This window comes from Streptomyces sp. NBC_01190 (genome assembly GCF_045039895.1).
Lineage (GTDB): Bacteria > Actinomycetota > Actinomycetes > Streptomycetales > Streptomycetaceae > Actinacidiphila.
Window position 1 is genome coordinate 5,458,233 of the sequence record NZ_CP108580.1, and the last position, 22,396, is coordinate 5,480,628.

The following is a 22,396-nucleotide window of genomic DNA, read 5'->3' on the forward strand; positions in this document are numbered from 1 at the left end:
TTACGCTGCCGGTATGACAGATGCATCCGACACCGGTGACACCGGCGAGAACCCGGACGAGGCCCAGGAGGAGGCCGCCGCGGCGAACGCGGCGGCCGAGCGCGTGCCGAGCGGCAAGGGCTGGCCGGAACGGCACACCGGTCCCGTGGTCCGCCGCCGCGGCCAGGTCCAGACCGGCACCACGGACCAGCGGCTGCTGGACAGCCACGGACCCACCGACTGGGTGCACGGCGACCCCTGGCGGGTCATGCGGATCCAGTCCGAGTTCGTCGAGGGCTTCGGCGCGCTCGCCGAGCTCGGTGCGGCCGTCAGCGTCTTCGGCTCCGCCCGCACCCGGGTGGACTCCCGTGAGTACGAGGCGGCGGTACGGATCGGCCGGACGCTCGCCCAGGCGAACTTCGCGGTGATCACCGGCGGCGGACCCGGCGCGATGGAGGCGGCCAACAAGGGCGCGCTGGAGGCGGGCGGCGTCTCGGTGGGCCTCGGCATCGAGCTGCCCTTCGAGCAGGGCCTCAACCAGTACGTCGACATCGGCGTCAACTTCCGCTACTTCTTCGTCCGCAAGACGATGTTCGTGAAGTACGCCCGTGGGTTTGTGGTGCTGCCCGGCGGCTTCGGCACCCTCGACGAACTCTTCGAGGCGCTCACCCTCGTCCAGACCAAGAAGGTCACCCGCTTCCCCATCGTGCTCTTCGGCAAGGACTACTGGGGCGGCCTGGTGGACTGGATCCGCGCCACCCTCGTCGCCGAGGGCAAGGCGTCACCCGCCGACCTGGAACTCTTCCACGTCACGGACGACGTCGAGGAAGCGGTCGCACTGGTGACAAAGGAGACCGCCTAAGCCCGCCAACCCCGCCCGACCAGGCCTTGGGCCCCGCCCGGCTCGAAGGGTCCGGGCGCAGCCGGGCCGTGGGGCTGGGTGGCGCTAGGCCAGTCCGCGGCGGGACACGCGGGGTGGGCGGTCGCCGGCGATCGACGCCACCATCTCCAGCACCTGACGGGTCTCGGCGACCTCGTGGACGCGGTAGACCCGCGCGCCCAGCCACGCCGAGACCGCCGTCGTGGCGAGCGTCCCGACCAGCCGCTCCTTGACCGGCAGGTCGAGCGTCTCGCCCACGAAGTCCTTGTTGGACAGCGACACCAGCACCGGCCAGCCGGTGGCCGCCATCTCCGGCAGCCGCCGGGTCGCCTCCAGCGAGTGCCGGGTGTTCTTGCCGAAGTCGTGCCCCGGATCGATCAGCACCGCGTCCCGTCGCACCCCCAGCTCCACCGCCCGCTCGGCCAGCCCGCAGGTCACCCGAAGGATGTCGGCCATCACATCGTCGTAGCTGACCCGGTGCGGCCGGGTCCGCGGCTGCGCGCCCCCCGCGTGGGTGCACACCAGGCCCACGCCGTACCGCGCGGCGACCTCCGCCAACCGGGGATCGACCCCGCCCCACGCGTCGTTCAGCAGATCCGCGCCCGCCTCGCACGCCGCCTCGCCGACCTCGTGCCGCCAGGTGTCCACGCTGATCACCACGTCCGGGTGACGGTGCCGCACCTCGGCGACGAACGCGGCCGTCCGGCGGATCTCCTCCGCCGCCGACACCTCCTCGCCCGGGCCCGCCTTCACCCCGCCGATGTCGATGATCGCCGCGCCCTCCGCGATCGCCGCCGCGACCCGTTCGAGGGCCGGTTCGTCGGTGAACGTGGCCCCCTGGTCGTAGAACGAATCCGGCGTACGGTTGACGATCGCCATGATCACCGGCTCCCGCTCGCCGAATTCCCGGGTGCCCAGCCGAAGTGCCACTGCCGCTCCTCATCTCAGACTCATGCGATCGTGGCACGATCGTGCCTGACATGTAGGACCTGCCGTCCGGATCTCCGGCGGCCGGACCCCGGGAGATCGACTTGCTCTGGTTCATGCTCATCGCGCTCGTCGTGGTGGTCGCCGCGGTGGCTATGGCCGTGCTCGGCGACGGCGGCGCGCTGAAGGACTCCGATCACGACCGGATCGAGGACCGGCTGCCCCCGGACCGGCCGCTGCTCCGCGCCGACATCGACGCCGTACGGCTGCCGGTCGCGGTGCGCGGCTACCGGATGCTCGACGTGGACGAGGTGCTCGACCGGCTCGGCGCCGAACTGGCCGAACGCGACGCGCGGATCGCCGAGCTGGAGTCCTCGCTGGCCGGCACGCAGGCGGCCCTGACCAGCCACGGCCAGGCGTACGGGACCGGGCTGCTGGTGGAGGACCCGGCGCCGCCGGCCCCCGCCGCGCCCCGCGACGAGGACCAGGAGTGGGACCGTACCGGTGAGTGAGCCGGCCGGTGTGGTGATCGGCGAGGACGGCCTGGCGCGCTGCCCCTGGGGGCTGTCCGTACCGGAGTACGTGACCTATCACGACGAGGAGTGGGGCCGGCCGGTGCACGGCGACGACCCGCTCTTCGAACGGGTCTGCCTGGAGGCCTTCCAGTCCGGTCTGTCCTGGATCACGATCCTGCGCCGCCGGGAGAACTTCCGGGCGGCCTTCGACGGGTTCTCGATCGACGCGGTCGCCGCCTTCACCGACAAGGACCGGGCCCGGCTGCTCGCCGACGCCGGCATCATCCGCAACCGGGCCAAGATCGAGGCGGCGGTCACCAACGCGGCCGCCGCCCGCGAGCTCCGCGAGAGCTACGACGGCGGCCTCGACGCCCTGATCTGGTCCTTCGCCCCGGACCCCGCGACCCGCCCGGCGCCCGTCACCTCCGCCGACGTCGCCGCCACCACTCCGGAGTCGGTGGCGCTGGCCAAGGACCTCAAGAAGCGCGGCTTCCGCTTCGTCGGCCCGACCACGGCCCACGCGCTGATGCAGGCGTGCGGCCTGGTCAACGACCATCTGGCGGCGTGCAGCGCGCGATAGGGCAGTTCAGGCGCTCGGCAGCGGTGCGCTGCGTCGGCGGCGGACCGGGGTGACGGCGCGGGTGGGGGTCGGGGCGGGGGCCGGGGCTCAGCGGCCCCCGAAGCGGGGCGTCCGCTTGCCGACGAAGGCGGCCACCGCCGTGCGGTGGTCCTCCGACGCTCCCGCACGGGTCTGGAGGACATCCTCTCTGGCCAGCGTCTCGACCAGCCCGTGGTCCGCGCCGAAGGCCAGCGCCTCCTTGATCGCCGCGTAGGCCACGGTGGGCCCCGCGGCCAGCTTCCGCGCGACCGCCAGTGCCTCGCCCGGCAGTTCGGCGGCCGGCACCACGCGGTGCACCAGGCCGAGCGCCAGCGCCTCCTCGGCCGGCACCGAGCGGGGGAAGAGCAGCAGCTCGGCGGCGCGGCCGTGGCCGATCAGCCGGGGCAGCGTCCAGGACATACCGGAGTCGGTGCTCAGCGCGACCCCGGCGAAGGAGGTGTTGAACGAGGCGGTGTCGGCGGCGATCCGGTAGTCCGCCGCGAAGGCGAATCCGGCGCCGGCCCCGGCGGCCACCCCGTTGATCCCGGCCACCACCGGCTTCGGCATGGTGGCGATGGCCGTCGCGATCGGGTTGTAGTGCTCCGCCACGGTGGTCAGCCCGGCGCCGGCCGCGAGCACCTCCACGTGTTCCTTGAGGTCCTGCCCGACGCAGAAGGCCCGCCCCCGCGCGGTCAGCAGCACCGCCCGGACCCCCCGATCCGCCGCCGCCTCGCGCAGACAGTCGCGCAACTCGTCCTTGGTCCCTACGTCCAGCGCGTTCATCGCGTCAGGACGGTTCAGGGTGACCGTCGCCAGTCCCTCGTCGACCTCGTACAGCACGCTCCCGGCCATGCCTGAACCCCTTCGTCGCGGCAAGTCTCCCGGCCAGCATGCCGGACCGGGCCGCGCTCCGGCAGGTGCCGACCGTCATCGGGCCCGGCCACCGGGTGGGCGCCCGCTGGCGGTCAGCGGAGCCACCAGGCGGCGAGGTCGGCGGCGGTGTGGCAGATCGCGGGGGCGATCCAGGTTCCGGCGTGCTGGCGGAGGGCGCCGAGCCAGAGGCCGACGGCCAGGTCGAGGGTGGCGACGTGCCAGCCGTAGAGGGGGACGTGGAGGAGCGCGAAGCAGAGCGCGCTGGTGGTCAGGGCGGCGGCCGGGCCGAGGCGGGCGGCGACCGCGTCGAAGAGGGCGCCGCGCAGGAAGGCCTCCTCCGCGACGGCGACGACGCTCACCACCAGGGCCCACAGGGTGAAGGAACCGCCCGGCCGGTGCGAGCCGGCCCCGGTCACCAGCCGGTGCGCCAGCACGGGGGCGCACAGTACGGCGGCGCCACCGAACCCGACCACCACCGCACGCGCCCAAAGCCGGGCCGAACCCGGGACCCGAGCGGCCCCCGCCCCCGCGCTCTGCCCGGGACCCGGCACCGGAGCGGAGGTCGTGGTCCCCCCGGCCACGGTCAACGCGACCAGCACCGCCGCGAAGCTCAGCCCGGCCGGCGCCGAGCGGGCCACCCCCGGACCGCCCACCACCACCCGCAGCAGTACGGCGACGCCGAACCCGGCCAACAGCGCCCACACCGCCGGCCCCCGCCCCGCTGCCGCCCCTCCCGCCGGGGGTCTCGTACGGCGAGCCCCCGGCGGACCGGGCCGCCGTACGGCAGCCGCGGGCCGCGGCGACGGCAACCCGCTCATCCGCTCACCCCCGTGCCGGTCCCCGTGCCGGTCCCCGTGCCGGTCCCCGTGCCGGTCCCCGTGCCGGTCCCCGTGCCGGTCCCCGTGCCGGTCCCCGTGCCGGTCCCCGTGCCGGTCCCCGTGCCGGTCCCCGTGCCGGTCCCCGTGCCGGTCCCCGTGCCGGTTCTGCGGCTTCTGCGGATGACGAAGAGCAGCGCCGCGATCGCCGCCAGCAGGACGGGGAGGGCCATCCAGCCGCGCAGCGGGCCGCCGGAGGAGTGGGCGCCGGGGTGCGGGGCGGTGAAGGACAGGGCGTAGTCCCCGGCGGCGACGAGCGTCGCGCCGTAGATGTCGTTGCCGAGGCGGGAGGTCGGCAGGGTGGTGAAGGGGACGGCGGGCGACGGGCGGTAGAGCATCACCGGGCCCGGCTGCCTGCCGGTGGTGGCCCGGAGCAGGATCTGCGGGGCGACGCGGGCCCGTACCCGTACCGGGCCCGGCGGGTCGGCGACGACCCTGAGCCGGTAGATGTTGCCGTCGACGGCCACCGGGCCGGCCGGATCGCCGCGCACCGTGCCCGGGGCGGCCGCGGGGGAGACCGGTACCGCCAGGACGGTGAAGCCGCGGGCGGCCGGCGGGCCGCTGAGGCTGTGCGGCGGCAGGTCGAGTTCGGCCTGCGGGCCCTGCTCCGCGGTGACCGCCCGGTGCACGCCCGTACTGACCCCGTCGTCCGCCGGGACGAAGGCCGTCGCCGAACTCGGCGGCCGGGCGTGCCCGTAGCTCGCCGCCGCCAGCCGGTACGGCTCGTCGGGGAAGCCGATCCCGTCGTAGAGCGGGACCCGCACCGGGACGGCGACCCACGCGAGCGCCAGCAGCGCCGCCGCCGTGAGCAGTGCGGGGCCGGCCCGCAGCCGCCGGCCGCCGGGCGTCGCCCGTCTGCGGCCGTACCGGGCCGGCGGCAGCCGCCGGCAGAGCCAGAGCTCGGCCCGCACCAGCGCCCGGTCCAACCGGACCCCGTGGCCGGCCACTACCGGCCCACCGTCCCCGCGGCGGGCGGCCGGCCGCCCGTCCCGGCCGGAGCGGCGCGGTCCGCGCCGGCCGGCACCCGGTCCGCGGCGGCCGGTGACGACTCGGGCCGGCTGTGCTGCTCCTCCCGCACCAGCGGCTGCGCGATCAGCCACAGCGAGAGCATGGTGTAGGCGACCATCGCCACCAGCCACGGGTACTCGCTGCTGCGGGCGGCCCGTACGCTCTCCCCGCGCCGCCCCAGGTGCCGATGGGCCAGGACCACCGCGACGACGTGCACCACGATGATGGTCGCGACCGAGACGTACCAGTAGAAGGCCGTCGGCAGCAGGCGCAAATGCGGCTCGAAGTCGTCGTTGAACGGGTACCCCAGGTGCAGCGGCCACGACTCCAGGCCCGTCGGGTTGCCGATCAGCGGGAAGAGAAGCTGCGCGTTGACCACCAGGTACTGGAGGTTGTGCGCCAGCAGGTAGCCGAAGGCGATCGGCAGCAGTGAGGGCAACAGGCCGGCCAGCGCGCCTCCGGAGGAGGTCCGGTGCCGGCCGGCCCGGCTGGACGCCACCGCGAACGCCCCGAAGAGCGCGGTGATCGCCAGCGCGAGGCCGACGAAGGTCGCGGTACGGAAGAGTTCGAGCCGCTGGGTGTGGGCGGCGAGCTGCCCCGGCATCCGCAGCTCCAGCCGGTTCCACTTCGGAGTGGCCAGCAACCCGTCGAAGTTGACGCTGATCAGCAGGAGCAGCACGAAGACGACCCGGGAGGGCGACCGGCTGAAGGAGCGGTCGAGACCGCGGGCGAACCCCCGCCGCCCCTCGGCGCCGAACCGGAACCAGCCGAGCCGGCCCCAGGTGTCGAAGAGGACCGTGAACAGCTCGCCGCGATCGAGCCAGGCCCGGCCGTACAGCAGCCCGCCCGCCGCGGACACCACCGCGTAGCAGATCAGCGCCCAGGCGATGTGCGCCGGCACGGTCGCGGTGACGTTGAAGACCAGCTCACCGCAGGCGGCGCCGAAGTACAGCGCGACCGCGGGCCACCAGCCCAGCTTCCGCGGCCACTTGAGCGGACGTTCGCCGCCGAGCAGCAGCGCCCGCGCGCCCGGCCGGTCGGCCGCCCGGGCGAGGAAGGCGAACGGGTTGACCGGCCGCGTCCAGTCGCCCAGCAGCCCGCACGACAGCGGCACCGCGATCCACACCACCAGCCAGAAGAGGGTCGGCAGAATGTTCTCCGCCGTCTCCTGGCTGCCGAGCAGACCGCAGGCGACGAGCGCGGCGAGCAGCAGGACGCTCACCACCCCGGGCACCGCGAACCGGAGCGGCGGGGAGGCGGTGGACCCCTCGCCCGCGCTGAGGCCGGGGCTGAGGCCGGGGCCGTCAGGACCGTCCCCGGCGAGCGGCTCGGGGTCCCGCCCCACCGCCCGGGGCAGCACCAGGGCGAAGGACGCGACCACCACGGTCGCGCCGCCGAGGACGTAGAGAAGCAGCGGAATGGGAAGATCGTAGCGCTGGCCGAATGCGTGGGCGAGAAACATAGGGGAGCCTTATCCTCCGGTTGGCGTCGCATATATGAGCGGTCCAGGAGATTTGGTGACTGCATCGCGCCGAATGACTCGTCCGGTGAGGGTCCCGCCTTATCCGGTCCTGGTCAATAGGGCTCCGGGCGGTAAAGGTTCCTTTGTCGATGATGTGTCATTGTCCAGAAACCGTTGACACGTCATTGGTTGTTTGGTACCAATCTTTTGGGCCCATCGGGTCTCTCCACTCCGCGTTCCATAAACCGGAAGGTGACCGTGGACAGCCAGGAGTTCTTCGCCGCGTTAGACGAGACCGTCCGCAAAGGCTGGGAAGAGGTGCACGCCGGCCAATTCTGGCAGCATATGCGCGCCAATGGGATCGATCTCGATCTCTACCGGAATTTCATGGTCGAGCTGTACCACTACACCCGGCACAACTCGATCAACCAGGCGTTCGCCGCCTGGCGGGTGCCGCCCGAGAAGATGGGCATGCTGCGCTTCTGCTACGAGCACGCCGAGGAGGAACTCGGCCACGAGAAGATGGTCGAGCACGACCTCGCGGCGGTCGGCCTGCTCACTCCCGGCCTGTTGGAGCGGCCCCCGCTGCCCCCCACCCAGGCGCTCATCGGCTACCTGTACCACGTGGGCCTGGAGTTCGGCGCGATCCCGCGGCTCGGCTACAGCTACTGGGCCGAATCCGCCTACGACCACCTCGGCGAGGCGCTGAACGCGGTCCGGGCCGGCCTTGGCGTCTCCGACCGGGAGATGTCGTTCTTCGTCGCCCACCAGAGCATCGACACCAAGCACGCCCAGGAGGTCCGGCAGGCCCTGGAGCGGTACGCGACCGATCCGGTCGACCAGGCCAGGGCCATCGACGTGGCCCGCACCACGCTCTATCTGACCGGCCAGCTCCTGGAGGTGTCCTACGCCGAGTACATCAAGGCGCCGCGCCTCGCCGCGGCCGGGCAGGTGTCGAACTGAGCGCCGCCGTGGCCACCCGGCTCACCCTGGAGATCGCCGGTCCGCAAGCGCCGGAGGCGATGGCCGCCGTCCGGTCGATCCGGCAGATCATGTACAAGAGCCGGCTCGGCATCGAACCGTCCTCCTGGCAGGAGGAGGACGCCCGCGACTGCTCCGGCTGGGTCTTCCTGCTCAGGGACGACGGGCGCCCGGTCGGCACCTTCCGGCTCACGCCGGTCTCCTCTCCGCTGCTGGAGATGCGTGACCTGGGGATCCTCCCGCCGTGGGCCGAGGCGGAGCCGGCGCTCTGCGAGGCCGCCCGGCTGGCCGCGCTGCCCAGCACCGACGGGCCCCGGTACATGGTCGTGCTGCTGTCGGCGATCGCGAACTGGATGCTCGCCCACACCGGGATGACCGACTACATCGCGTACTGCCGGCCGCTTGCCCTGCGGCTTTTCACGGAAATCGGCGGCCGCCCGGTCGGCTCCGCCTTCCATATTCCGGAGCGGACCGCGGACACCTACCGCGTCATCGTCGGAAGCATGCGGGACGTGGCCGTCCACTGGAATCCGGAGATCGGCCCCGAGCTTCCGCCGCTGCCTTCGCGCGATGGCCTCGCCTTTCCGGCACGACCGGAAATGCGACTGGTCCGGTAATGCGGCCGGAAAGCAGCACCGCGCGGTTTTGAGCAACCGCTCGGCCGATTTTCGACCCTTGCGTCGACCGGTGGCGCCGCTTTGCCCCGACACCCGCCGCGGCGGTGGCCCACCGGTTACCTCGGGCCGGAAACACCCCTTGCTGAATCCGGCCGGAAAACCCTCTCGGGACAGCGGGCCGAAAAGCTTCGGAAGAAGGACATCATGAGACTCGATCCGCCCCCGTACATCGCCGCCGCGACGGTCTGGCTGCCACCGGGCCGGGAAAGCGCGCGGGACGCCGTCACGGCCGGCCGCCTCGACGGGGCCGCCGCCGAGCAGGACGGATATGCCACGCTGGCGATCAGTACCGAATGGTCAGGCCCGCAGATGGCCGCCTCCGCCGCCGCGAAGGCGCTCGCCGAGGCCGGGTGCGATCCGGCCACCGTCGGACTGGTCGTACACGCCTGGACCCACCACCAGGGCCACGATTTCTGGTCACCGGCGCACTATGTGGCGCACGCCGTCGGCGCGGACCGGGCGCAGCCCGTCGGGGTCCAGATGATGTCCAACGGGGGCGCGATCGCGGTGGAGATCGCCGCCACCCGGCTGGCCGCCGACCCGGCGGTCGGCCGGGCGCTGGTGACGACCGGGGACCGCTTCGCCGACGAGGGCTTCGACCGCTGGGGCGACTACGGGGTGGCGTACGGCGACGGCGGCACCGCGCTGCTGCTCGACCGGCACCAGGGGCCCTACCGCCTGCTGGCCGCCCACACGGTCAGCGCGCCGGAGCTGGAGGTCATGCACCGGGGCGACGACCCCTTCACCCCGGCGCCGCGCTGGTCCGCGGACCGGATCGACGCCCGCCGGACCAAGAAGGCGTTCCTCGCGGCCGGCGGCGGCCCCCGCTTCGAGGCGGTGTCCGGGCAGAGCATCGCCCGGGCCCTGCTCGGCGCGCTCGCCGACGCGGGCAAGGCGCCGGACGACCCGCGGCTGCGCTTTCTGGTGCTGCCCAGGCTCGGCCGCGGCCTCTTCGAGGACCATCTGCCGGGGCTGGCCGGACTCGGCCTGAGCGGCGCGGAGCCGCTCACCACAATGGGCGGGCACACCGGCCACCTCGGCGGCGGCGACCCCATCGCCAACCTCGCCGACCTGCACACGCAGGGGCGGTTCGGGCCCGGTGACCTGGCGCTGCTGCTCAGCGTCGGCGGGGGCTTCGGCTGGACCGCGCTGCTCGTCGAGGCGGGCTGACCCGAGCGTCGCCTGCCCGGCGGGGCCGCACGGAATCCCGCCTGCCCGGCGGGGCCGCGGTTCCCGCTCCCTGGCGGGGCCGCCCCAGGTCCCGCCACCGCGTCCGTTGGTACGAGCCAGAAGCCAGAAGGGACGACAGCCATGTCAGCAGCCACATCAGCGCGTGCGGCGGTGCCAGCCCCGTCACCCGGTACGAGCCCGGAATCGCTCGCACCCCTGCCCGCCGAGGGCCTGATCGTCGCGGCGGCCTCGGTGGCGGCCCTGTTCGCCGTCTACTGGGACGACGCCTGGCACACCGACATCGGCCGGGACAGCACCTTCATCCCACCGCACCTCATGCTCTACGTCTCGGTCGCCGTCGTCGGCCTGACGGTGGCCGGCTGGGGACTGCGGCTGCTGATCCGCACCCGCTCACCGCGTACCCTGCTGCGGCACCGCCCGCTGGCGCTGGCCTCGGCCGGCGGTCTGTCGACTCTCGTCGCGCTGCCCTCCGACGCCGCCTGGCACCAGGCGTTCGGCCGGGACGCCGTCTTCTGGAGCCCCCGCACATCCTCAGCGTCTTCGGCAACTTCGCCCTGGTCTCCGGCGTGCTGCTGGGCCTCATGCCCACCCGCAGCCGCCGGACGGCGATCGCGGTCGGGGTGGCGGCCCTCGGCACCCCGACCCTGTCCGTACTGGAATACGACACCGACGTCCCGCAGTTCGGCTCCGTCTGGTACCTGCCGGTCCTGCTGCTCAGCACCCTGCTGGCCGCCGCGGTCATCAGGACCGCCGTGCCCGCCCGCTACCCGGTGACCCTCATCGTGGTGCTCTACGCCGCGACCCGGGTCGGCGACACGCTCGCGCTGGACGCGATGCACCGGGCCACCACGGCGCTGCCGCTGGCCGTGCTCGGCCTGGCCGTCGCGGACCTGCCATGGCCCACCGCCCTCACCCGCTACGCCGGCGCCGCGGCGGGGGTCGGCCTGACCACCTGGCTGGCAGCGGCCACCGGGGTGAGCACGGTCACCCCCGGCGCGGTGGCGACCGTGGCCGTGCCCTGCGCCGTGGTGCTGGCGCTCGCGCTGGGCGCCGCCACCTTCCGGCCCCCGACCCGTACGGTGACCGCGAGCGTCGTGCTGCTGGCGGTGGCGGGCCTGGCGATCGCCGTCCCGCAGCGCGCCTCGGCGCACGACCCCGGCCAGGGCCCTTCCGTCGCGCCCACCTATTTCAGCGTGGTCTCGGACGGCCAGGGCAATCTGTCCGCGATGGCCGTGGTCGAGATCACCGACTGCGCCGCGCTCCGGCCCCAGCGGCTGGTGGCCCGGCGCGGCGGCTCGACCCTGCACGCGCCGCTCACCCCGACCGGGCCCTGCCGCTACACCGGCACCATCCACACCTCCACCGACGGCCGCTGGTTCGTGTATCTGGAGCTGCACCACGCCGTCAAGGGCGACCTCGAAGCGTGGCTGCCCGTCAAGGCCGAGCACGCCGGCCGCGTCACCGAGGTCCGCCACCTCTACATCCCCAACGGCCGACGCGACGGCGGCCCCAAGCCGACCAAGGAACTCGTCAGCGGCGCCGCCCTCTACGCCCTCGGCATATCCCTGCTGGCCTTCATCCTGATCGAACTGCGCCGGGTGCGCCCTGTCACGCGGCGGGCCGCCGCCGCTCAGTCCAGTTGAAGGGGCGTTGGCGCGGAAAACATGGATTCGGCGCGGCTGATATCGGCGCGGAGGTCCGAATCACCGCTTCGGTCGACGGCCCCCGTCGGCCGGCGTTCGGTCCCGCTGTCCGCAGGAGCCCGTCAGCGGTGCCGCCCCGGGTCGGATCCGGACCACGGGAGCCCGTCGCGATCCGGGTACGGGGTGATGTTGCGCACATCTCGCGCGCCGTCGGCGGGGTGACCGCTGCTGACTTCCGGCGGCTGTCCGGGGGCGGATCGCGGGCGAATCGGGGGCGAATCGGGGACGGATCCGCGTGGTTGGGGCCGACCGTCCGCGACTGCTTTTACGCCGCGGCGAGCCTGTGGTGGCCGGTCCGCTTCAGATCGGTGCAGGTCAGAACATTGCTTCGGCCGGAGTTGGTCATCGGGTAGCGCGATGCGGGATAATGGCCGAGAACCAATGTGTTCGAGTCCGAGCTGGTTTCAGGAAGGGGAACGAGCATGGCGGCCATGAAGCCGCGGACGGGTGACGGCCCGCTCGAGGTGACCAAGGAGGGGCGGAGCATCATCATGCGCGTTCCGCTTGAGGGCGGCGGGCGGCTTGTCGTCGAGCTGACCCCGGACGAGGCGGACGCCCTGGGCGATGCGCTGAAGAAGGCCATCGTCTGAGACCAGCGGTCCCAGCAGCAGCAGCGCGCGGCCACGCTACCGAGAGGTAGCTGGCCGCGCGCGCGTTTTCCGCCCGCCCCGGGACCGGCCCCGAAACGCCCCGGGCCGGTCCCGCTCCCGTACCCGCGACGGCTACTTGTTGCGGACCGCGCAGAGCAGCCCGTCGTCGGTCGGCAGCAGCACCGGGGCGAGCCGGGGATGGTCGCGGACCTCGCGGAGCAGCTCGCGCAGCGCCTGCGACTCGGGGTCCTGGTGGGCCGCGTCCAGCGCCCGGCCCCGCCCGAAGGCGCCCTCGAAGCACACCAGGCCACCCGGGCGCAGCAGCCGCAGCGACGCGTCGAGGTAGTCCAGGTATTCGAGCCGGTCCGCGTCGCAGAAGATGAGGTCGTAGCCGCCGTCGGTGAGCCGCGGCAGCACATCGAGCGCGGCCCCGCAGATGAAGCGGGCGCGATTGCCGGCGAAACCGGCCTCCCGATAGACCTCACGGGCCAATCGCTGGCGGTCCGGCTCGGTGTCCACCGTCGTCAGCACACCGTCCGCCCGCATTCCCCGCATCAGGTGGATGCCGGAGACCCCGGTGCCGGTGCCGATCTCCACCACCGACTTGGCGTCGCCGGCCGCGGCCAGCAGGCGCAGCGCCGCCCCCGTACCAGGGGAGACCGGCCGCAGTCCGGCGGCGTGCGCGTGGGCGCGGGCGCGTATCAGGGCGTCGTCCTCGGCGACGAACGCGTCCGCGAACGCCCAGCTCGCCTGCCGGTTGCCGGTAATGGCCCTCTCCCTGTCACCACGGTGCTCAGCCCCTGTGTTTCCCTGGCCGCGAGGCCCGTCGGCGACTGTATCCGCTGGGGCCGGGAACCAGCAGATGGGACCGTGCGTTAGGCAGGCGGAACACAGAGAGGCGAAGGGCCGCGATGTCTTGTCGCAGCCTTGACGCCTTGGCAACAGCGCATTTATCCGGAGCTAACGGGCGAGGTGGCTATGGTAGGGGCTCTACTGGACACCACCAGAGCCGACAGGGGAGGTGCGGCGGCCGGTGACCCGAAAGTGCGCCCGCGCTTTCCCAGGTCGGCCGGACAGCCGAAATCCGTGACCAACACCGCTGATGATCGTTCACGCCAGAGCGACTCCACCGCCGCGAACCCCGTCATCACCGCGACCTTCGCCACGGACGGGGACGCGCAGTCGTGGACGCCTCCTTCCTGGGAGGAGATCGTCAGCACGCACAGTGCCCGGGTCTACCGGCTGGCCTACCGCCTGACCGGCAACCAGCACGACGCGGAAGACCTCACCCAAGAGGTCTTCGTGCGGGTCTTCCGCTCCCTGTCCACCTACACCCCCGGCACCTTCGAGGGCTGGCTGCACCGCATCACCACCAATCTCTTCCTCGACATGGTGCGGCGCAGGCAGCGGATCCGCTTCGACGCCCTCGGTGACGACGCGGCGGAGCGGCTCCCCAGCCGCGAGCCGTCCCCCGCGCAGCACTTCAACGACACCCACTTCGACGCGGACGTCCAGCAGGCGCTGGACACCCTCGCCCCGGAGTTCCGTGCCGCGGTCGTGCTGTGCGACATCGAGGGGCTGTCGTACGAGGAGATCGCCGCCACGCTGGGTGTGAAGCTGGGCACGGTGCGGAGCCGGATCCACCGGGGCCGCTCCCACCTCCGCAAGGCTCTGGAACACCGGGCGCCCGGAGCGCGCCCGGTGCCCGCGCTTGCTGCCGCCGTACCCAAACCTGGCCTGGAGGGCGGGAGAGCGTGAGCAGCAGCGGTTCAGGCGAGCATCGTCCCCAACGTCCCGCGCCCGCCGAGCAGCACCTGGGCGACCGCCTCGCGGCGTTCGTCGACGGAGAGCTGACCGACGACAGCCGGGACCGTGTGCTCGCCCATCTCGCGACGTGTACGCAGTGCAAGGCGGCCGCCGCGGAACAGCGGCGGCTGAAGAACGTGATCGCGGCCTCGGAGCTGCCGGCCATATCGGCCGGGCTGCTGGCGAGGCTGCAAGGGCTGCCCGGCATGGGCAGCGACGAGGAGCCGGGCCACCGCGGCCCCTGGGAACCGCCCGGCGGCCCGGGTGGCGCCGAACCCGCGATATCCCGTCCGGACCTCGGCGATGAGCACGCCGGGCTCTTCGACGGCGGCCTGCTCGGCTCCGGACCGCTCGGCGGCGGCCGGTTCTCCTACCTCGGTCCGGCCCGTGATCTGCTCGCCCCGGCCGGTTCATGGTCGCGCGGCTTCCGGATCCACGAGCCGGCCGCGAAAGCCGCCGCGGCGGGGCCTGCCACCGAGACCGCCCGCAGCAACGGGCCGGGCGCCGGTCCGCACGCCGCGGGCTCGGCCTCCCGGGGCCGCCGGTTCGCCTTCGCGGCGGCCGGTGCCTTCTCGATGGCGGCGATCGCGATCGGCGGCGCCCTCCCCATGGAGGCCGCGGTCGACGGCGGCGCCCGCCCCGACGACGGCCCCGCGGTGAGCCCGCTCAACGCCAACTCGGTCTCCGACACCCGCGGGGTCACCCCGCGCGGCGTGCTCGGCGTCGAGGACGAGCGGAGCAGGCGGGTCCCGGTCGCCAGGACGGTCGGCCCGACCGGCCCGGCTTCGGCGGCCCTAGCGGCTTCGGCTGTTTCCGGGGTCACGGTTTCGCTGACCCGCCCCTCGTTGGCGCCCGGCGCCGTCCCGCTGGCCACCGCCGCGGTGCTCGACCCGAGCCGCTCCCATGTGGTGGCGCGCTGAGGCTCACCGGCGGCCCGGGCCCGGTCCTTCACCTGAAGGCGACGTAGTGTTGGCCGGGCCACTCCCCGATCGCCGATGGCGGCGGGTACCGTAAAGTGCGCCGGACCCTGCCCACCCGGCTGTGGACGTCCCAAGGAGCTGCAAGGTGTTCTTCGACATAGGCCCGCTGGAGCTGGTCGCGCTCGTAGTCCTTGCCGTGCTTGTCTTCGGGCCGGACAAGCTGCCGAAGGTCATCCAGGACGTCATGGGGTTCATCCGCAAGGTGCGGGAGTTCTCCGACAGCGCCAAGGAGGACATCCGCCGCGAGCTGGGCCCGGAATTCAAGGACTTCGAGTTCGAGGACCTCAACCCCAAGACGTTCATCCGCAAGAACCTGATGAACGGCGAAGAGGACGAGTACGGCCTCAAGGAGCTCAAGGACCTGCGGAACAGCTTCGACCTCCGCAAGGAGATGGCCGAGGTCACCGACGCGGTGAACGGCGTGGAGCCGGCCACGAAGGCGGCCGGCGCCGCTGCCGGGTCCGCGGCTTCCTCGGGAGCGCCCGCCGGTTCGACCGACACCGCCGCCCCGGACCGGCTGCGCAAGACGGAGCGACTCGGCCAGGACGAGGCGCCGCCGTTCGACTCCGACGCGACCTGAGCCGGGACCGCCACCCCTCGTCTGCGTCAGCATGATCGCGTTAATTCACCCGATTGGGTGACACTTGTCCGTGTGTTCGCTGTCACCCCCCACCGTTTCGGTACGCGAATCCTGTAATGGTCGGGCAAGATGGCGAGTCGCCCAGAAGGGCATGGAGGAGGCGCGACCCATATGGAGACGAAGACCGGCGCGAAACAGGGGGCGGTCGACGGCTACTTGATGGCCGACTTTCCTTGGTACGGGCTGGACGAGGCGTTCACCGGACGCCGCTGGCTCGGCACGCTAGGTGTCAGCTCGGACGGCACGGTCGAGCACGGCTCGATCGGGCACGGCGACGAGCCGTCCCTGAAATCCGAGGCGACCGACCCGGACGGCCAGCGGTTCGCCGTGGTGGTCACCGTCGCCCGGCGTCCCGGGCGGCGCAGCGCGGACGGCACCGGCGTCCTGGAGGCCACCTCGGTGTCCTCCGCGGCCTGGCTGGCCGGTTCCGGACTGCTGTCATGCACCTGGCCCACGCACATGGAGCGGGCGCTGCGGCAGGACTGGCTCGACCAGCAGACCGCGGCGGCGTGGGAGGTGGCCGACGACCTGGCCGGCGACCAGTGGTCCACGCTCACTCTTCCGGTGGATGGCGAGCCGACACCCTTCCACTATCGCGAGTCCGAGTACGGCTGGGTGATGGCGGGCGCGGCCCGCGGTGTGCACCTGGGCGCCTATGGCCGCGGTATGAGCGCCTACGGTCTCGGGCTCTCGGTGGTGCGCGACCTGACCAGCTACGAGGCCTGACCGGCCCCACGGATGCGCCGGCCGGGCTGAACGCCCGGCCGGCGGCGCCGTGACCTATAGGCAGTGACCTTCAAGCAGTCACCTGTAACCAGTGGCCTGTAACCGGCGGCCTATAGCCAGCGGCCTAGAACTTGTTGCGCGGGGTGATGCCCAGCGACATCCCCGCCAGGCCCCGGGCCCGCCCGCCCAGCTTGCCCGCGATGCCGCGCAGCGCCGCACCCGCCGGGGACTCGGGGTGGCTGAGGGCCACCGGGCGGCCGTCGTCGCCGCCCTCGCGGAGCCGGATGTCGATCGGGATCCGGCCCAGCACCGGCACATTGGTGCCCGTAGTACGGGACAGGCCCTCGGCGACGCTGTCCCCGCCGCCGGTGCCGAATACCTCAACGATCTCGTCGCAGTGCGGACACGGCATGCCCGCCATGTTCTCCACCACACCGACGATCTTCTGGTGCGTCTGCACCGCGATGGACCCGGCCCGCTCCGCCACCTCCGCGGCGGCCTGCTGCGGGGTGGTCACCACCAGGATCTCCGCGTTCGGCACCAACTGGGCCACCGAGATCGCGATGTCGCCGGTGCCGGGCGGCAGGTCGAGCAGCAGCACGTCCAGGTCGCCCCAGTACACGTCGGCGAGGAACTGCTGGAGCGCCCGGTGCAGCATCGGCCCGCGCCACACCACCGGCGCGTTGCCGGGGGTGAACATGCCGATCGAGATCACCTTCACCCCGTTGGCCGACGGCGGCATGATCATGTTCTCGACCTGCGTGGGCCGGCCCTCGACGCCGAGCATCCGCGGCACGCTGTGCCCGTAGATGTCCGCGTCCACCACGCCCACCTTGAGCCCGTCGGCGGCCATCGCGGCGGCCAGGTTCACCGTCACCGACGACTTGCCGACACCGCCCTTGCCGGAGGCGACCGCGTAGACCCGGGTCAGCGAGCCCGGCCGGGCGAACGGGATCTCCCGCTCGGCCTGTCCGCCGCGCAGCGACGACGCCAGCTCGCGCCGCTGCTCGTCGCTCATCACATCGAGCGTGACCTGTACCGAGGTGACACCCGAGACCTGTCCCACCGCCGTGGTCACGAGGTCGGTGATGGTGTCCCGCATCGGGCAGCCCGAGACGGTCAGATAAACGGTGACGCCGACCGTGCCGTCGGCGCCGATGTCCACGGACTTCACCATGCCGAGATCGGTGATCGGTTTGTGGATCTCCGGGTCGTTCACGGTCGCGAGCGCGGCGCGGACCGCCTCGTCGGTCGGCGTGGTGCTGTACGTGGTGGTAGGCATACGGTCGATGGTACGGCGGTGGCGGGCCCGCCCGCGTCACCCGTTCAGCGGGTCCGGCCGTCGCCCCGGTCCTCGCGGCTCCTGCGGTCCTCGCCCCGCGGCCGCTGCCGCGGTCCGGACGGCCGCTCCTCGATCTCCCGGACCAGATCCTGGAGTTCCGAGCGGATCCAGTCGCGGGTGGCGACCTCGCCGAGATTGGCCCGCAGTGCGGCGATCTCCCGGGTCAGGTACTCGGTGTCGGCGATGGAGCGCTCGTTCTGCTTGCGGTCCTGTTCGAGGTTGACCCGGTCCCGGTCGTCCTGCCGGTTCTGCGCCAGCAGGATCAGCGGGGCGGCGTAGGACGCCTGGAGGGAGAGCACCAGGGTCAGGAAGATGAAGGGGTACGGATCCCAGCGCAGCCCGCGCGGTCCGAAGCCGTTCCACAGCAGCCAGATGATGATCACGACGGTCATCCAGACGATGAACCGTCCGGTGCCGAGGAAGCGGGCGGTCCGCTCGGAGAACTTCCCGAACGCCTCGGGGTCGTAGCGGGGCATCAGGCTGCGCCGGGGGGCGCGCGGCTGGTCGAGCCGGGCGCGCTGCCGGGAGGGCCGCTCGGCGTCCTCAGCGGTCATCGCCCCGCCTCCGTGGTGTCGGGCCCGGCGAGGTCGGTATCGGTATCGGCGTCGTAGCGGTCATCGGTGTCGGGCCTGTCGGCGTCGGCGTCGGTGTCGGCGCCGTCGTCCCCGCCGCGGCCGATCGCGCCGCCCAGATCCGTCTCCCGCCAGTCCTCCGGCAGCAGATGGTCGAGCACGTCGTCCACGGTGACCGCGCCGAGCAGCGAGCCGCTCTCGTCCACCACCGGCGCGGAAACCAGGTTGTAGGTCGCCAGGAAACTGGTCACCGACGGCAGCGGGGTGTCCGGCGGGAGCGGCTGGAGGTCGGTGTCCACGATCGAACCCACCAGGGTGAACGGCGGGTCGCGCAGCAGCCGCTGAAAGTGCACCAGACCCAGGTAGCGCCCGGTGGGCGTCTCGTCCGGCGGCCGGCACACGTACACCTGCGCGGCGAGCGCCGGCGACAGATCGGGGTTGCGGATCCGGGCGAGCGCGTCCGCCACCGTGGCGTTCGGCCGCAGCACGATCGGCTCGGTGGTCATCAGACCGCCCGCGGTCCGCTCCTCGTACGACAGCAGCCGCCGTACCCCGGCGGCCTCCTGCGGCTCCATCAGGGCCAGCAGGCGCTCCTGCTCCTCGTCCGGCAGCTCGGCCAGCAGGTCGGCCGCGTCGTCCGGGTCCATCGCCTCCAGGACGTCGGCGGCACGTTCCTGCTTGAGCTTGCTGAGGATCTCCACCTGGTCGTCGTCGGGCAGCTCTTCGAGCACGTCGGCGAGCCGGTCGTCGTCGAGGGCCGCGGCGACCTCGCCGCGGCGCTTGGCGGACAGGTGGTGCATGACGTTGGCCAGGTCGGCCGGGCGGAGCTGCTCGAAGGTCGCCAGCAGGTTCTCGGCGCCCTGGCCCTCCTCCTCCAGCCGGAAGCCGGAGACCGCCGACCAGTCGACGGTGAGGGTCTCGCCCCGGCGGCGCAGCGCGCCGGACTTGCCACGGCGCACGAAGACCTTGTCGATCTCCCAGTCGCGGCGGGCGGGCAGCTTCGCCATGGACACATCGAGCACCGTGACGTCCTGATCCTCCCGCGCGCTCTCCCCGGCGGTCCCGCCGTCGCGGCCGGCCGCCGCCCCGCCGTCCCGGCCGGGCCGCTCCGCCGCCCTTCTCGCGCCGTCCGCCGACCGGCTCCTCGGCGGCGCGTCCAGCCGCACCCGGCGGTCGAGCAGCTCGCCGAGCACCAGCGTCTCGGTCGGCCGCTGCTCGAAGCGCCGCATGTTCAGCACACCGGTGGTGATCACCTGCCCCGACTCGACGCCGGTCACCCGCGTCATCGGCAGGAAGATTCGGCGCCGGCCGACCACTTCCACCACCAGGCCGAGCACCCGCGGCGGCCGGTCGCCGACCCGCAGCATCACCACCACGTCCCTGACCCGGCCCACCTGGTCGCCGGCCGGGTCGAAGACCGCGACCCCGGCGAGGTGCGAGACGAACACCCGGGGGGCGTGTGCGGCCATACGGGTCCTTACCTTCTCTCCTGGGCTCTCTTGGTCCCTTGTCCTGCGTGCCCTGCGTGCCCTGCGTGCCCTGCGTGCCGTGCTTGCCGTGCTTGACCTGACGGGATGGTTCGTGGTCCGCGGCCAGGCTACTCCGGGAGGATCATGCCCGCCCCGTGGCCCGGCGGAGCGACGGACCGGCGAACGCTCCCCCGGGGGTACGCCGCCGCGGCGTGCTGCGGTAGCTTCTCCACCGCCCGCAGCGCTGCCCGCAGGAGGACGAGTACCCGTGTTTTCCGGCCGCAGGACCCTGACCGCTCTCGGTACGCTCGGCGCCGGCGCCCTGCTCCTCACCGGCTGCCTCGGCCGCGGCGGCGACCCCGACGCGGGCACCAACGGCGTGGCCAAGCTCCCGCCGGCGACGATCGAGCAGCAGGCGAGGGCCGCGGCGGCCGCGGCCCCGACCGTACGGCTGGCCGGCACGGTGGTGAGCAACGGCCAGACCTATCGCCTGGACATGCGGCTGCGCGCCGACGGCGGTGTCGGCGAGGTCACCACCAAGGCCGGCACCTTCCAGCTCCTGCGGGTCGGCAAGGACCTCTACCTCAAGGCAGGCGCCGACTTCTACGGAGCGGGCGGCGACGACCCGAACAGCCGGGCCGCCGCCGCGAAGCTCAACGGAAAGTACGTCAAGGTGCCCGGCGCCGACCCGGCGTACCAGCAGTTCAGCGGATTCACCGACAAGAAGATCCTGCTCGACGGCCTCTTCGTGCTCGACGGCACCCTCCAGGTCGGCGACCACGGCAGGGTCGACACCACCAAGACCATCGCGCTCAACGGCTCCAAGGGCGGCTCCCTGGACGTCTCCCTCCAGGGCCGGCCCTACCCGCTGCGCTATCAGCGGGCCGCCGCCGCGGGCACCCTGACCCTCTCCGACTGGGGCCAGGACTTCACCCTGACCGCTCCCGGCAAGGACGCGGTGGTCGACTACGGCAAGGCGATGGGAGCGAATCCCTCTTCATCGGCCCCGACGGCCCCGACGGCCTCGACCGCCCCGACGGCCCCGAAGTAGAAGCCGCAGCGGAAGCCGCAGCGCCGAATGGCCGGGGATCGGGTGCGGGGCGACACTGGGTGAATGTGTACCGGTGGAGTGCCCAGCGATCACGACGACCGGGTCCTGCACGACTTCGAACCCAAGGTGTCCATCCCCCTGGAACCGGTCGACTCCGTGACGGTCACCACGCTGATGGACAACGTCAGCGACGTGCTCATGCCCGATCAGGGGCCCGCGCGGCGGCCGAAGCCGGCCGCCGACGTCACCGTGCCCGCCGCCACCATGGAGAGCGGGCGGACGCCCGACCCGCTGCGGGCCGAGCACGGTTTCTCCGCCCTGGTCACGGTGGCCAAGGCCGGACGCGAGCACCGGTTCCTCTTCGACGCGGGGACCAGCCCCGACGGCGTGGTGGAGAACATGCGCCGGCTGCGGATCGACCCGACCTCCATCGAGGCGATCGTGTGCAGCCACGGGCACTTCGACCACACCGCGGGCCTCGACGGGCTGATCCGGGTGCTCGGCGGCCGGGTCAAGCTGCCGGTGCTGATCCATCCGCACTTCTGGCGCCGCCGCCGGCTCACCCTGCCCGGCGCCGACCCCTTGGAGCTTCCCACCACCAGCCGCCGCGCCCTCGAAGGCGCCGGATTCACCGTGATCGAGGAGCGGCAGCCGAGCTTCCTCTTCGAGAACTCGGTCCTGATCACCGGTGAGGTACCCAGGACCACCGGATACGAACCCGGTTTCCCGCCCCAGCAGGCGTGGCTCGACAACCGGTGGGAGCCCGATCCGCTGGTCCTCGACGACCAGGCGCTGATCGTCGACGTCCGGGGCAAGGGGCTGACCGTGCTGACCGGCTGCGGGCACTCCGGTGTGGTCAACATCTGCCGCTACGCGCGGCGGCTCACCGGTGATCGGCCGCTGCACGCGCTGATCGGCGGATACCACCTCAACGGCCCGCGGTTCGAGCCGCTGATCCCGCGGGTGCTCGCGGATCTCGCCGCGCTGGAGCCGTCGGTGCTGATCCCCGCGCACTGCACCGGCTGGCGGGCACAGCACGCCATGTCGGCGCGTTTCGGGGACGTCTTCGTCCCCAACACGGTCGGGACGTCGGTCGTGGTGTGAGGGTCCCTGCGGGCCGGTGGAGGGGAACAGCGACGGCCGCCACGTCGGCCCGGTGAGGAAGGGTTCTGAGATGAGCGTCTACCTGGTCAACCATCTGCGGCTGCCCGGCGGTGTGCCGAAGCCGGAGAACCTCGACTACCTGGAGCGGGTGGAGGCCACCTTCGAGCCGTACGGCGGGAGGTGGCTCGCCCTGGACGCCCCGGTCCAGGTGATGGAGGGCGCCTGGCCGGACTCGGTGGTCCTGATGGAGTTCCCCGGGATGACCGAGGCCCTGAGCTGGTACCACTCGGAGGCCTACCAGGCGATCATCCACCTGCGGCAGGACAACGCCGTCAACGACCTCCTCTTCGTCGAAGGCGTCGCGCCCGGCTTCACCTCGGCCGCGTGGGCCGCGGGGGCGCGGACCGCGGCCGGTGGCGAGTAAGGGGAAACCGGCCCCCGGGTCGG

The 22,396-nt window shown here is 72.8% G+C and carries 24 protein-coding genes; 15 read left to right on the forward strand and 9 right to left on the reverse strand.

The features are described from left to right. Positions 1-13: 13 nt before the first annotated feature. A complete protein-coding gene (locus OG519_RS23005) occupies positions 14-841 on the forward strand; it encodes a TIGR00730 family Rossman fold protein (RefSeq protein WP_405587116.1) in 828 nt (275 codons plus the stop codon). 84 nt (positions 842-925) lie between these two features. Here OG519_RS23005 and folP read toward each other — a convergent pair whose 3' ends face one another. Then, positions 926-1,738, reverse strand: coding sequence for a dihydropteroate synthase (folP, locus tag OG519_RS23010; RefSeq protein ID WP_405592917.1), 813 nt, complete (start codon positions 1,736-1,738; stop codon positions 926-928). A 152-nt stretch (positions 1,739-1,890) separates the two neighbouring features. Here folP and OG519_RS23015 point away from each other — a divergent pair, with 152 nt between their 5' ends. Further along, complete coding sequence (locus OG519_RS23015) at positions 1,891-2,298, forward strand: DivIVA domain-containing protein (RefSeq protein WP_405587119.1); 408 nt, start codon at positions 1,891-1,893, stop codon at positions 2,296-2,298. Beyond that, positions 2,291-2,881 carry a DNA-3-methyladenine glycosylase I gene (locus tag OG519_RS23020; protein WP_405587121.1) on the forward strand — a complete coding sequence of 197 codons (591 nt, stop codon included), beginning with the start codon at positions 2,291-2,293 and terminating at the stop codon, positions 2,879-2,881. Before OG519_RS23015 ends, OG519_RS23020 begins: the two co-directional genes overlap by 8 nt. A gap of 87 nt (positions 2,882-2,968) precedes the next feature. Here OG519_RS23020 and OG519_RS23025 read toward each other — a convergent pair whose 3' ends face one another. The 4 genes from OG519_RS23025 to OG519_RS23040 form a co-directional block, all read right to left on the reverse strand. Continuing rightward, the gene (locus OG519_RS23025) at positions 2,969-3,751 is read right to left on the reverse strand and encodes an enoyl-CoA hydratase/isomerase family protein (protein ID WP_405587124.1); all 783 of its coding nucleotides are present in this window, start codon (positions 3,749-3,751) and stop codon (positions 2,969-2,971) included. Positions 3,752-3,864: 113 nt separating this feature from the next. Further along, complete coding sequence (locus tag OG519_RS23030) at positions 3,865-4,476, reverse strand: type II CAAX prenyl endopeptidase Rce1 family protein (RefSeq protein WP_405587127.1); 612 nt, start codon at positions 4,474-4,476, stop codon at positions 3,865-3,867. A gap of 110 nt (positions 4,477-4,586) precedes the next feature. Beyond that, a complete protein-coding gene (locus OG519_RS23035; RefSeq protein WP_405587130.1) occupies positions 4,587-5,594 on the reverse strand; it encodes a hypothetical protein in 1,008 nt (335 codons plus the stop codon). After that, positions 5,594-7,117: a hypothetical protein gene (locus OG519_RS23040; protein ID WP_405587132.1), complete on the reverse strand. Its 1,524-nt coding sequence runs from the start codon at positions 7,115-7,117 to the stop codon at positions 5,594-5,596. Before OG519_RS23040 ends, OG519_RS23035 begins: the two co-directional genes overlap by 1 nt. A 252-nt stretch (positions 7,118-7,369) precedes the next feature. On the opposite strand from OG519_RS23040, the gene OG519_RS23045 reads away from it, so the two are divergent. The 5 genes from OG519_RS23045 to OG519_RS23065 all read left to right on the forward strand — a co-directional run bounded on the left by OG519_RS23045 (position 7,370) and on the right by OG519_RS23065 (position 12,259). Further along, positions 7,370-8,080, forward strand: coding sequence for an iron-containing redox enzyme family protein (locus OG519_RS23045; protein ID WP_405587134.1), 711 nt, complete (start codon positions 7,370-7,372; stop codon positions 8,078-8,080). Positions 8,081-8,088: 8 nt separating this feature from the next. Further along, positions 8,089-8,715 carry an N-acyl amino acid synthase FeeM domain-containing protein gene (locus OG519_RS23050; protein WP_405587137.1) on the forward strand — a complete coding sequence of 209 codons (627 nt, stop codon included), beginning with the start codon at positions 8,089-8,091 and terminating at the stop codon, positions 8,713-8,715. Between the two features lie 204 nt (positions 8,716-8,919). After that, positions 8,920-9,945, forward strand: a complete 1,026-nt coding sequence (locus OG519_RS23055) for a 3-oxoacyl-[acyl-carrier-protein] synthase III C-terminal domain-containing protein (protein ID WP_405587139.1) — start codon at positions 8,920-8,922, stop codon at positions 9,943-9,945. A 602-nt stretch (positions 9,946-10,547) separates the two neighbouring features. After that, positions 10,548-11,609, forward strand: a complete 1,062-nt coding sequence (locus OG519_RS23060) for a hypothetical protein (RefSeq protein ID WP_405587142.1) — start codon at positions 10,548-10,550, stop codon at positions 11,607-11,609. A 482-nt stretch (positions 11,610-12,091) separates the two neighbouring features. Then, positions 12,092-12,259, forward strand: coding sequence for a DUF3117 domain-containing protein (locus OG519_RS23065; RefSeq protein ID WP_073493047.1), 168 nt, complete (start codon positions 12,092-12,094; stop codon positions 12,257-12,259). Between the two features lie 132 nt (positions 12,260-12,391). On the opposite strand, the gene OG519_RS23070 is transcribed toward OG519_RS23065, so the two are convergent. Further along, positions 12,392-13,027 carry an O-methyltransferase gene (locus OG519_RS23070; protein WP_405592919.1) on the reverse strand — a complete coding sequence of 212 codons (636 nt, stop codon included), beginning with the start codon at positions 13,025-13,027 and terminating at the stop codon, positions 12,392-12,394. 210 nt (positions 13,028-13,237) lie between these two features. On the opposite strand from OG519_RS23070, the gene sigE reads away from it, so the two are divergent. The 4 genes from sigE to OG519_RS23090 all read left to right on the forward strand — a co-directional run bounded on the left by sigE (position 13,238) and on the right by OG519_RS23090 (position 16,411). Beyond that, complete coding sequence (gene sigE / locus OG519_RS23075; protein ID WP_405587145.1) at positions 13,238-14,017, forward strand: RNA polymerase sigma factor SigE; 780 nt, start codon at positions 13,238-13,240, stop codon at positions 14,015-14,017. Beyond that, positions 14,014-14,985: an anti-sigma factor family protein gene (locus tag OG519_RS23080; protein ID WP_405587148.1), complete on the forward strand. Its 972-nt coding sequence runs from the start codon at positions 14,014-14,016 to the stop codon at positions 14,983-14,985. Before sigE ends, OG519_RS23080 begins: the two co-directional genes overlap by 4 nt. Positions 14,986-15,130: 145 nt before the next feature. After that, on the forward strand, positions 15,131-15,625 hold the full coding sequence (locus tag OG519_RS23085; protein WP_405587151.1) for a sec-independent translocase: 495 nt from the start codon (positions 15,131-15,133) through the stop codon (positions 15,623-15,625). Between the two features lie 171 nt (positions 15,626-15,796). Beyond that, on the forward strand, positions 15,797-16,411 hold the full coding sequence (locus tag OG519_RS23090; protein ID WP_405587154.1) for a hypothetical protein: 615 nt from the start codon (positions 15,797-15,799) through the stop codon (positions 16,409-16,411). 124 nt (positions 16,412-16,535) lie between these two features. Here OG519_RS23090 and OG519_RS23095 read toward each other — a convergent pair whose 3' ends face one another. From OG519_RS23095 to OG519_RS23105, 3 genes are read right to left on the reverse strand one after another with little or no spacing between them, the layout of a single operon-like run. Further along, positions 16,536-17,693, reverse strand: coding sequence for an Mrp/NBP35 family ATP-binding protein (locus OG519_RS23095; RefSeq protein WP_405587157.1), 1,158 nt, complete (start codon positions 17,691-17,693; stop codon positions 16,536-16,538). A gap of 44 nt (positions 17,694-17,737) precedes the next feature. Further along, positions 17,738-18,307: a DUF1003 domain-containing protein gene (locus tag OG519_RS23100; RefSeq protein WP_405587160.1), complete on the reverse strand. Its 570-nt coding sequence runs from the start codon at positions 18,305-18,307 to the stop codon at positions 17,738-17,740. Then, on the reverse strand, positions 18,304-19,794 hold the full coding sequence (locus OG519_RS23105; protein WP_405587162.1) for a magnesium transporter MgtE N-terminal domain-containing protein: 1,491 nt from the start codon (positions 19,792-19,794) through the stop codon (positions 18,304-18,306). Before OG519_RS23105 ends, OG519_RS23100 begins: the two co-directional genes overlap by 4 nt. 268 nt (positions 19,795-20,062) lie before the next feature. Here OG519_RS23105 and OG519_RS23110 point away from each other — a divergent pair, with 268 nt between their 5' ends. The 3 genes from OG519_RS23110 (at position 20,063) to OG519_RS23120 (ending at position 22,373) form a co-directional block, all read left to right on the forward strand. Beyond that, on the forward strand, positions 20,063-20,845 hold the full coding sequence (locus OG519_RS23110; RefSeq protein WP_405587165.1) for a hypothetical protein: 783 nt from the start codon (positions 20,063-20,065) through the stop codon (positions 20,843-20,845). A gap of 63 nt (positions 20,846-20,908) precedes the next feature. After that, complete coding sequence (locus tag OG519_RS23115; RefSeq protein ID WP_405587167.1) at positions 20,909-21,949, forward strand: MBL fold metallo-hydrolase; 1,041 nt, start codon at positions 20,909-20,911, stop codon at positions 21,947-21,949. 70 nt (positions 21,950-22,019) lie between these two features. Further along, on the forward strand, positions 22,020-22,373 hold the full coding sequence (locus OG519_RS23120; protein ID WP_405587170.1) for a DUF1330 domain-containing protein: 354 nt from the start codon (positions 22,020-22,022) through the stop codon (positions 22,371-22,373). Positions 22,374-22,396 lie beyond the last annotated feature (23 nt).

Excerpts from the sequence above, each read along its gene's own strand:
- OG519_RS23005 (WP_405587116.1), top strand. The coding sequence starts at position 14 with ATGACAGATGCATCCGACACCGGTGACACCGGCGAGAACCCGGACGAG.
- folP (WP_405592917.1), bottom strand. The coding sequence starts at position 1,738 with ATGGCGATCGTCAACCGTACGCCGGATTCGTTCTACGACCAGGGGGCC.
- OG519_RS23025 (WP_405587124.1), bottom strand. The coding sequence starts at position 3,751 with ATGGCCGGGAGCGTGCTGTACGAGGTCGACGAGGGACTGGCGACGGTC.
- OG519_RS23040 (WP_405587132.1), bottom strand. The coding sequence starts at position 7,117 with ATGTTTCTCGCCCACGCATTCGGCCAGCGCTACGATCTTCCCATTCCG.
- OG519_RS23055 (WP_405587139.1), top strand. The coding sequence starts at position 8,920 with ATGAGACTCGATCCGCCCCCGTACATCGCCGCCGCGACGGTCTGGCTG.
- OG519_RS23060 (WP_405587142.1), top strand. The coding sequence starts at position 10,548 with ATGCCCACCCGCAGCCGCCGGACGGCGATCGCGGTCGGGGTGGCGGCC.
- OG519_RS23065 (WP_073493047.1), top strand. The coding sequence starts at position 12,092 with ATGGCGGCCATGAAGCCGCGGACGGGTGACGGCCCGCTCGAGGTGACC.
- sigE (WP_405587145.1), top strand. The coding sequence starts at position 13,238 with ATGGTAGGGGCTCTACTGGACACCACCAGAGCCGACAGGGGAGGTGCG.
- OG519_RS23090 (WP_405587154.1), top strand. The coding sequence starts at position 15,797 with ATGGAGACGAAGACCGGCGCGAAACAGGGGGCGGTCGACGGCTACTTG.
- OG519_RS23095 (WP_405587157.1), bottom strand. The coding sequence starts at position 17,693 with ATGCCTACCACCACGTACAGCACCACGCCGACCGACGAGGCGGTCCGC.
- OG519_RS23100 (WP_405587160.1), bottom strand. The coding sequence starts at position 18,307 with ATGACCGCTGAGGACGCCGAGCGGCCCTCCCGGCAGCGCGCCCGGCTC.
- OG519_RS23105 (WP_405587162.1), bottom strand. The coding sequence starts at position 19,794 with ATGGCCGCACACGCCCCCCGGGTGTTCGTCTCGCACCTCGCCGGGGTC.
- OG519_RS23115 (WP_405587167.1), top strand. The coding sequence starts at position 20,909 with ATGTGTACCGGTGGAGTGCCCAGCGATCACGACGACCGGGTCCTGCAC.
- OG519_RS23120 (WP_405587170.1), top strand. The coding sequence starts at position 22,020 with ATGAGCGTCTACCTGGTCAACCATCTGCGGCTGCCCGGCGGTGTGCCG.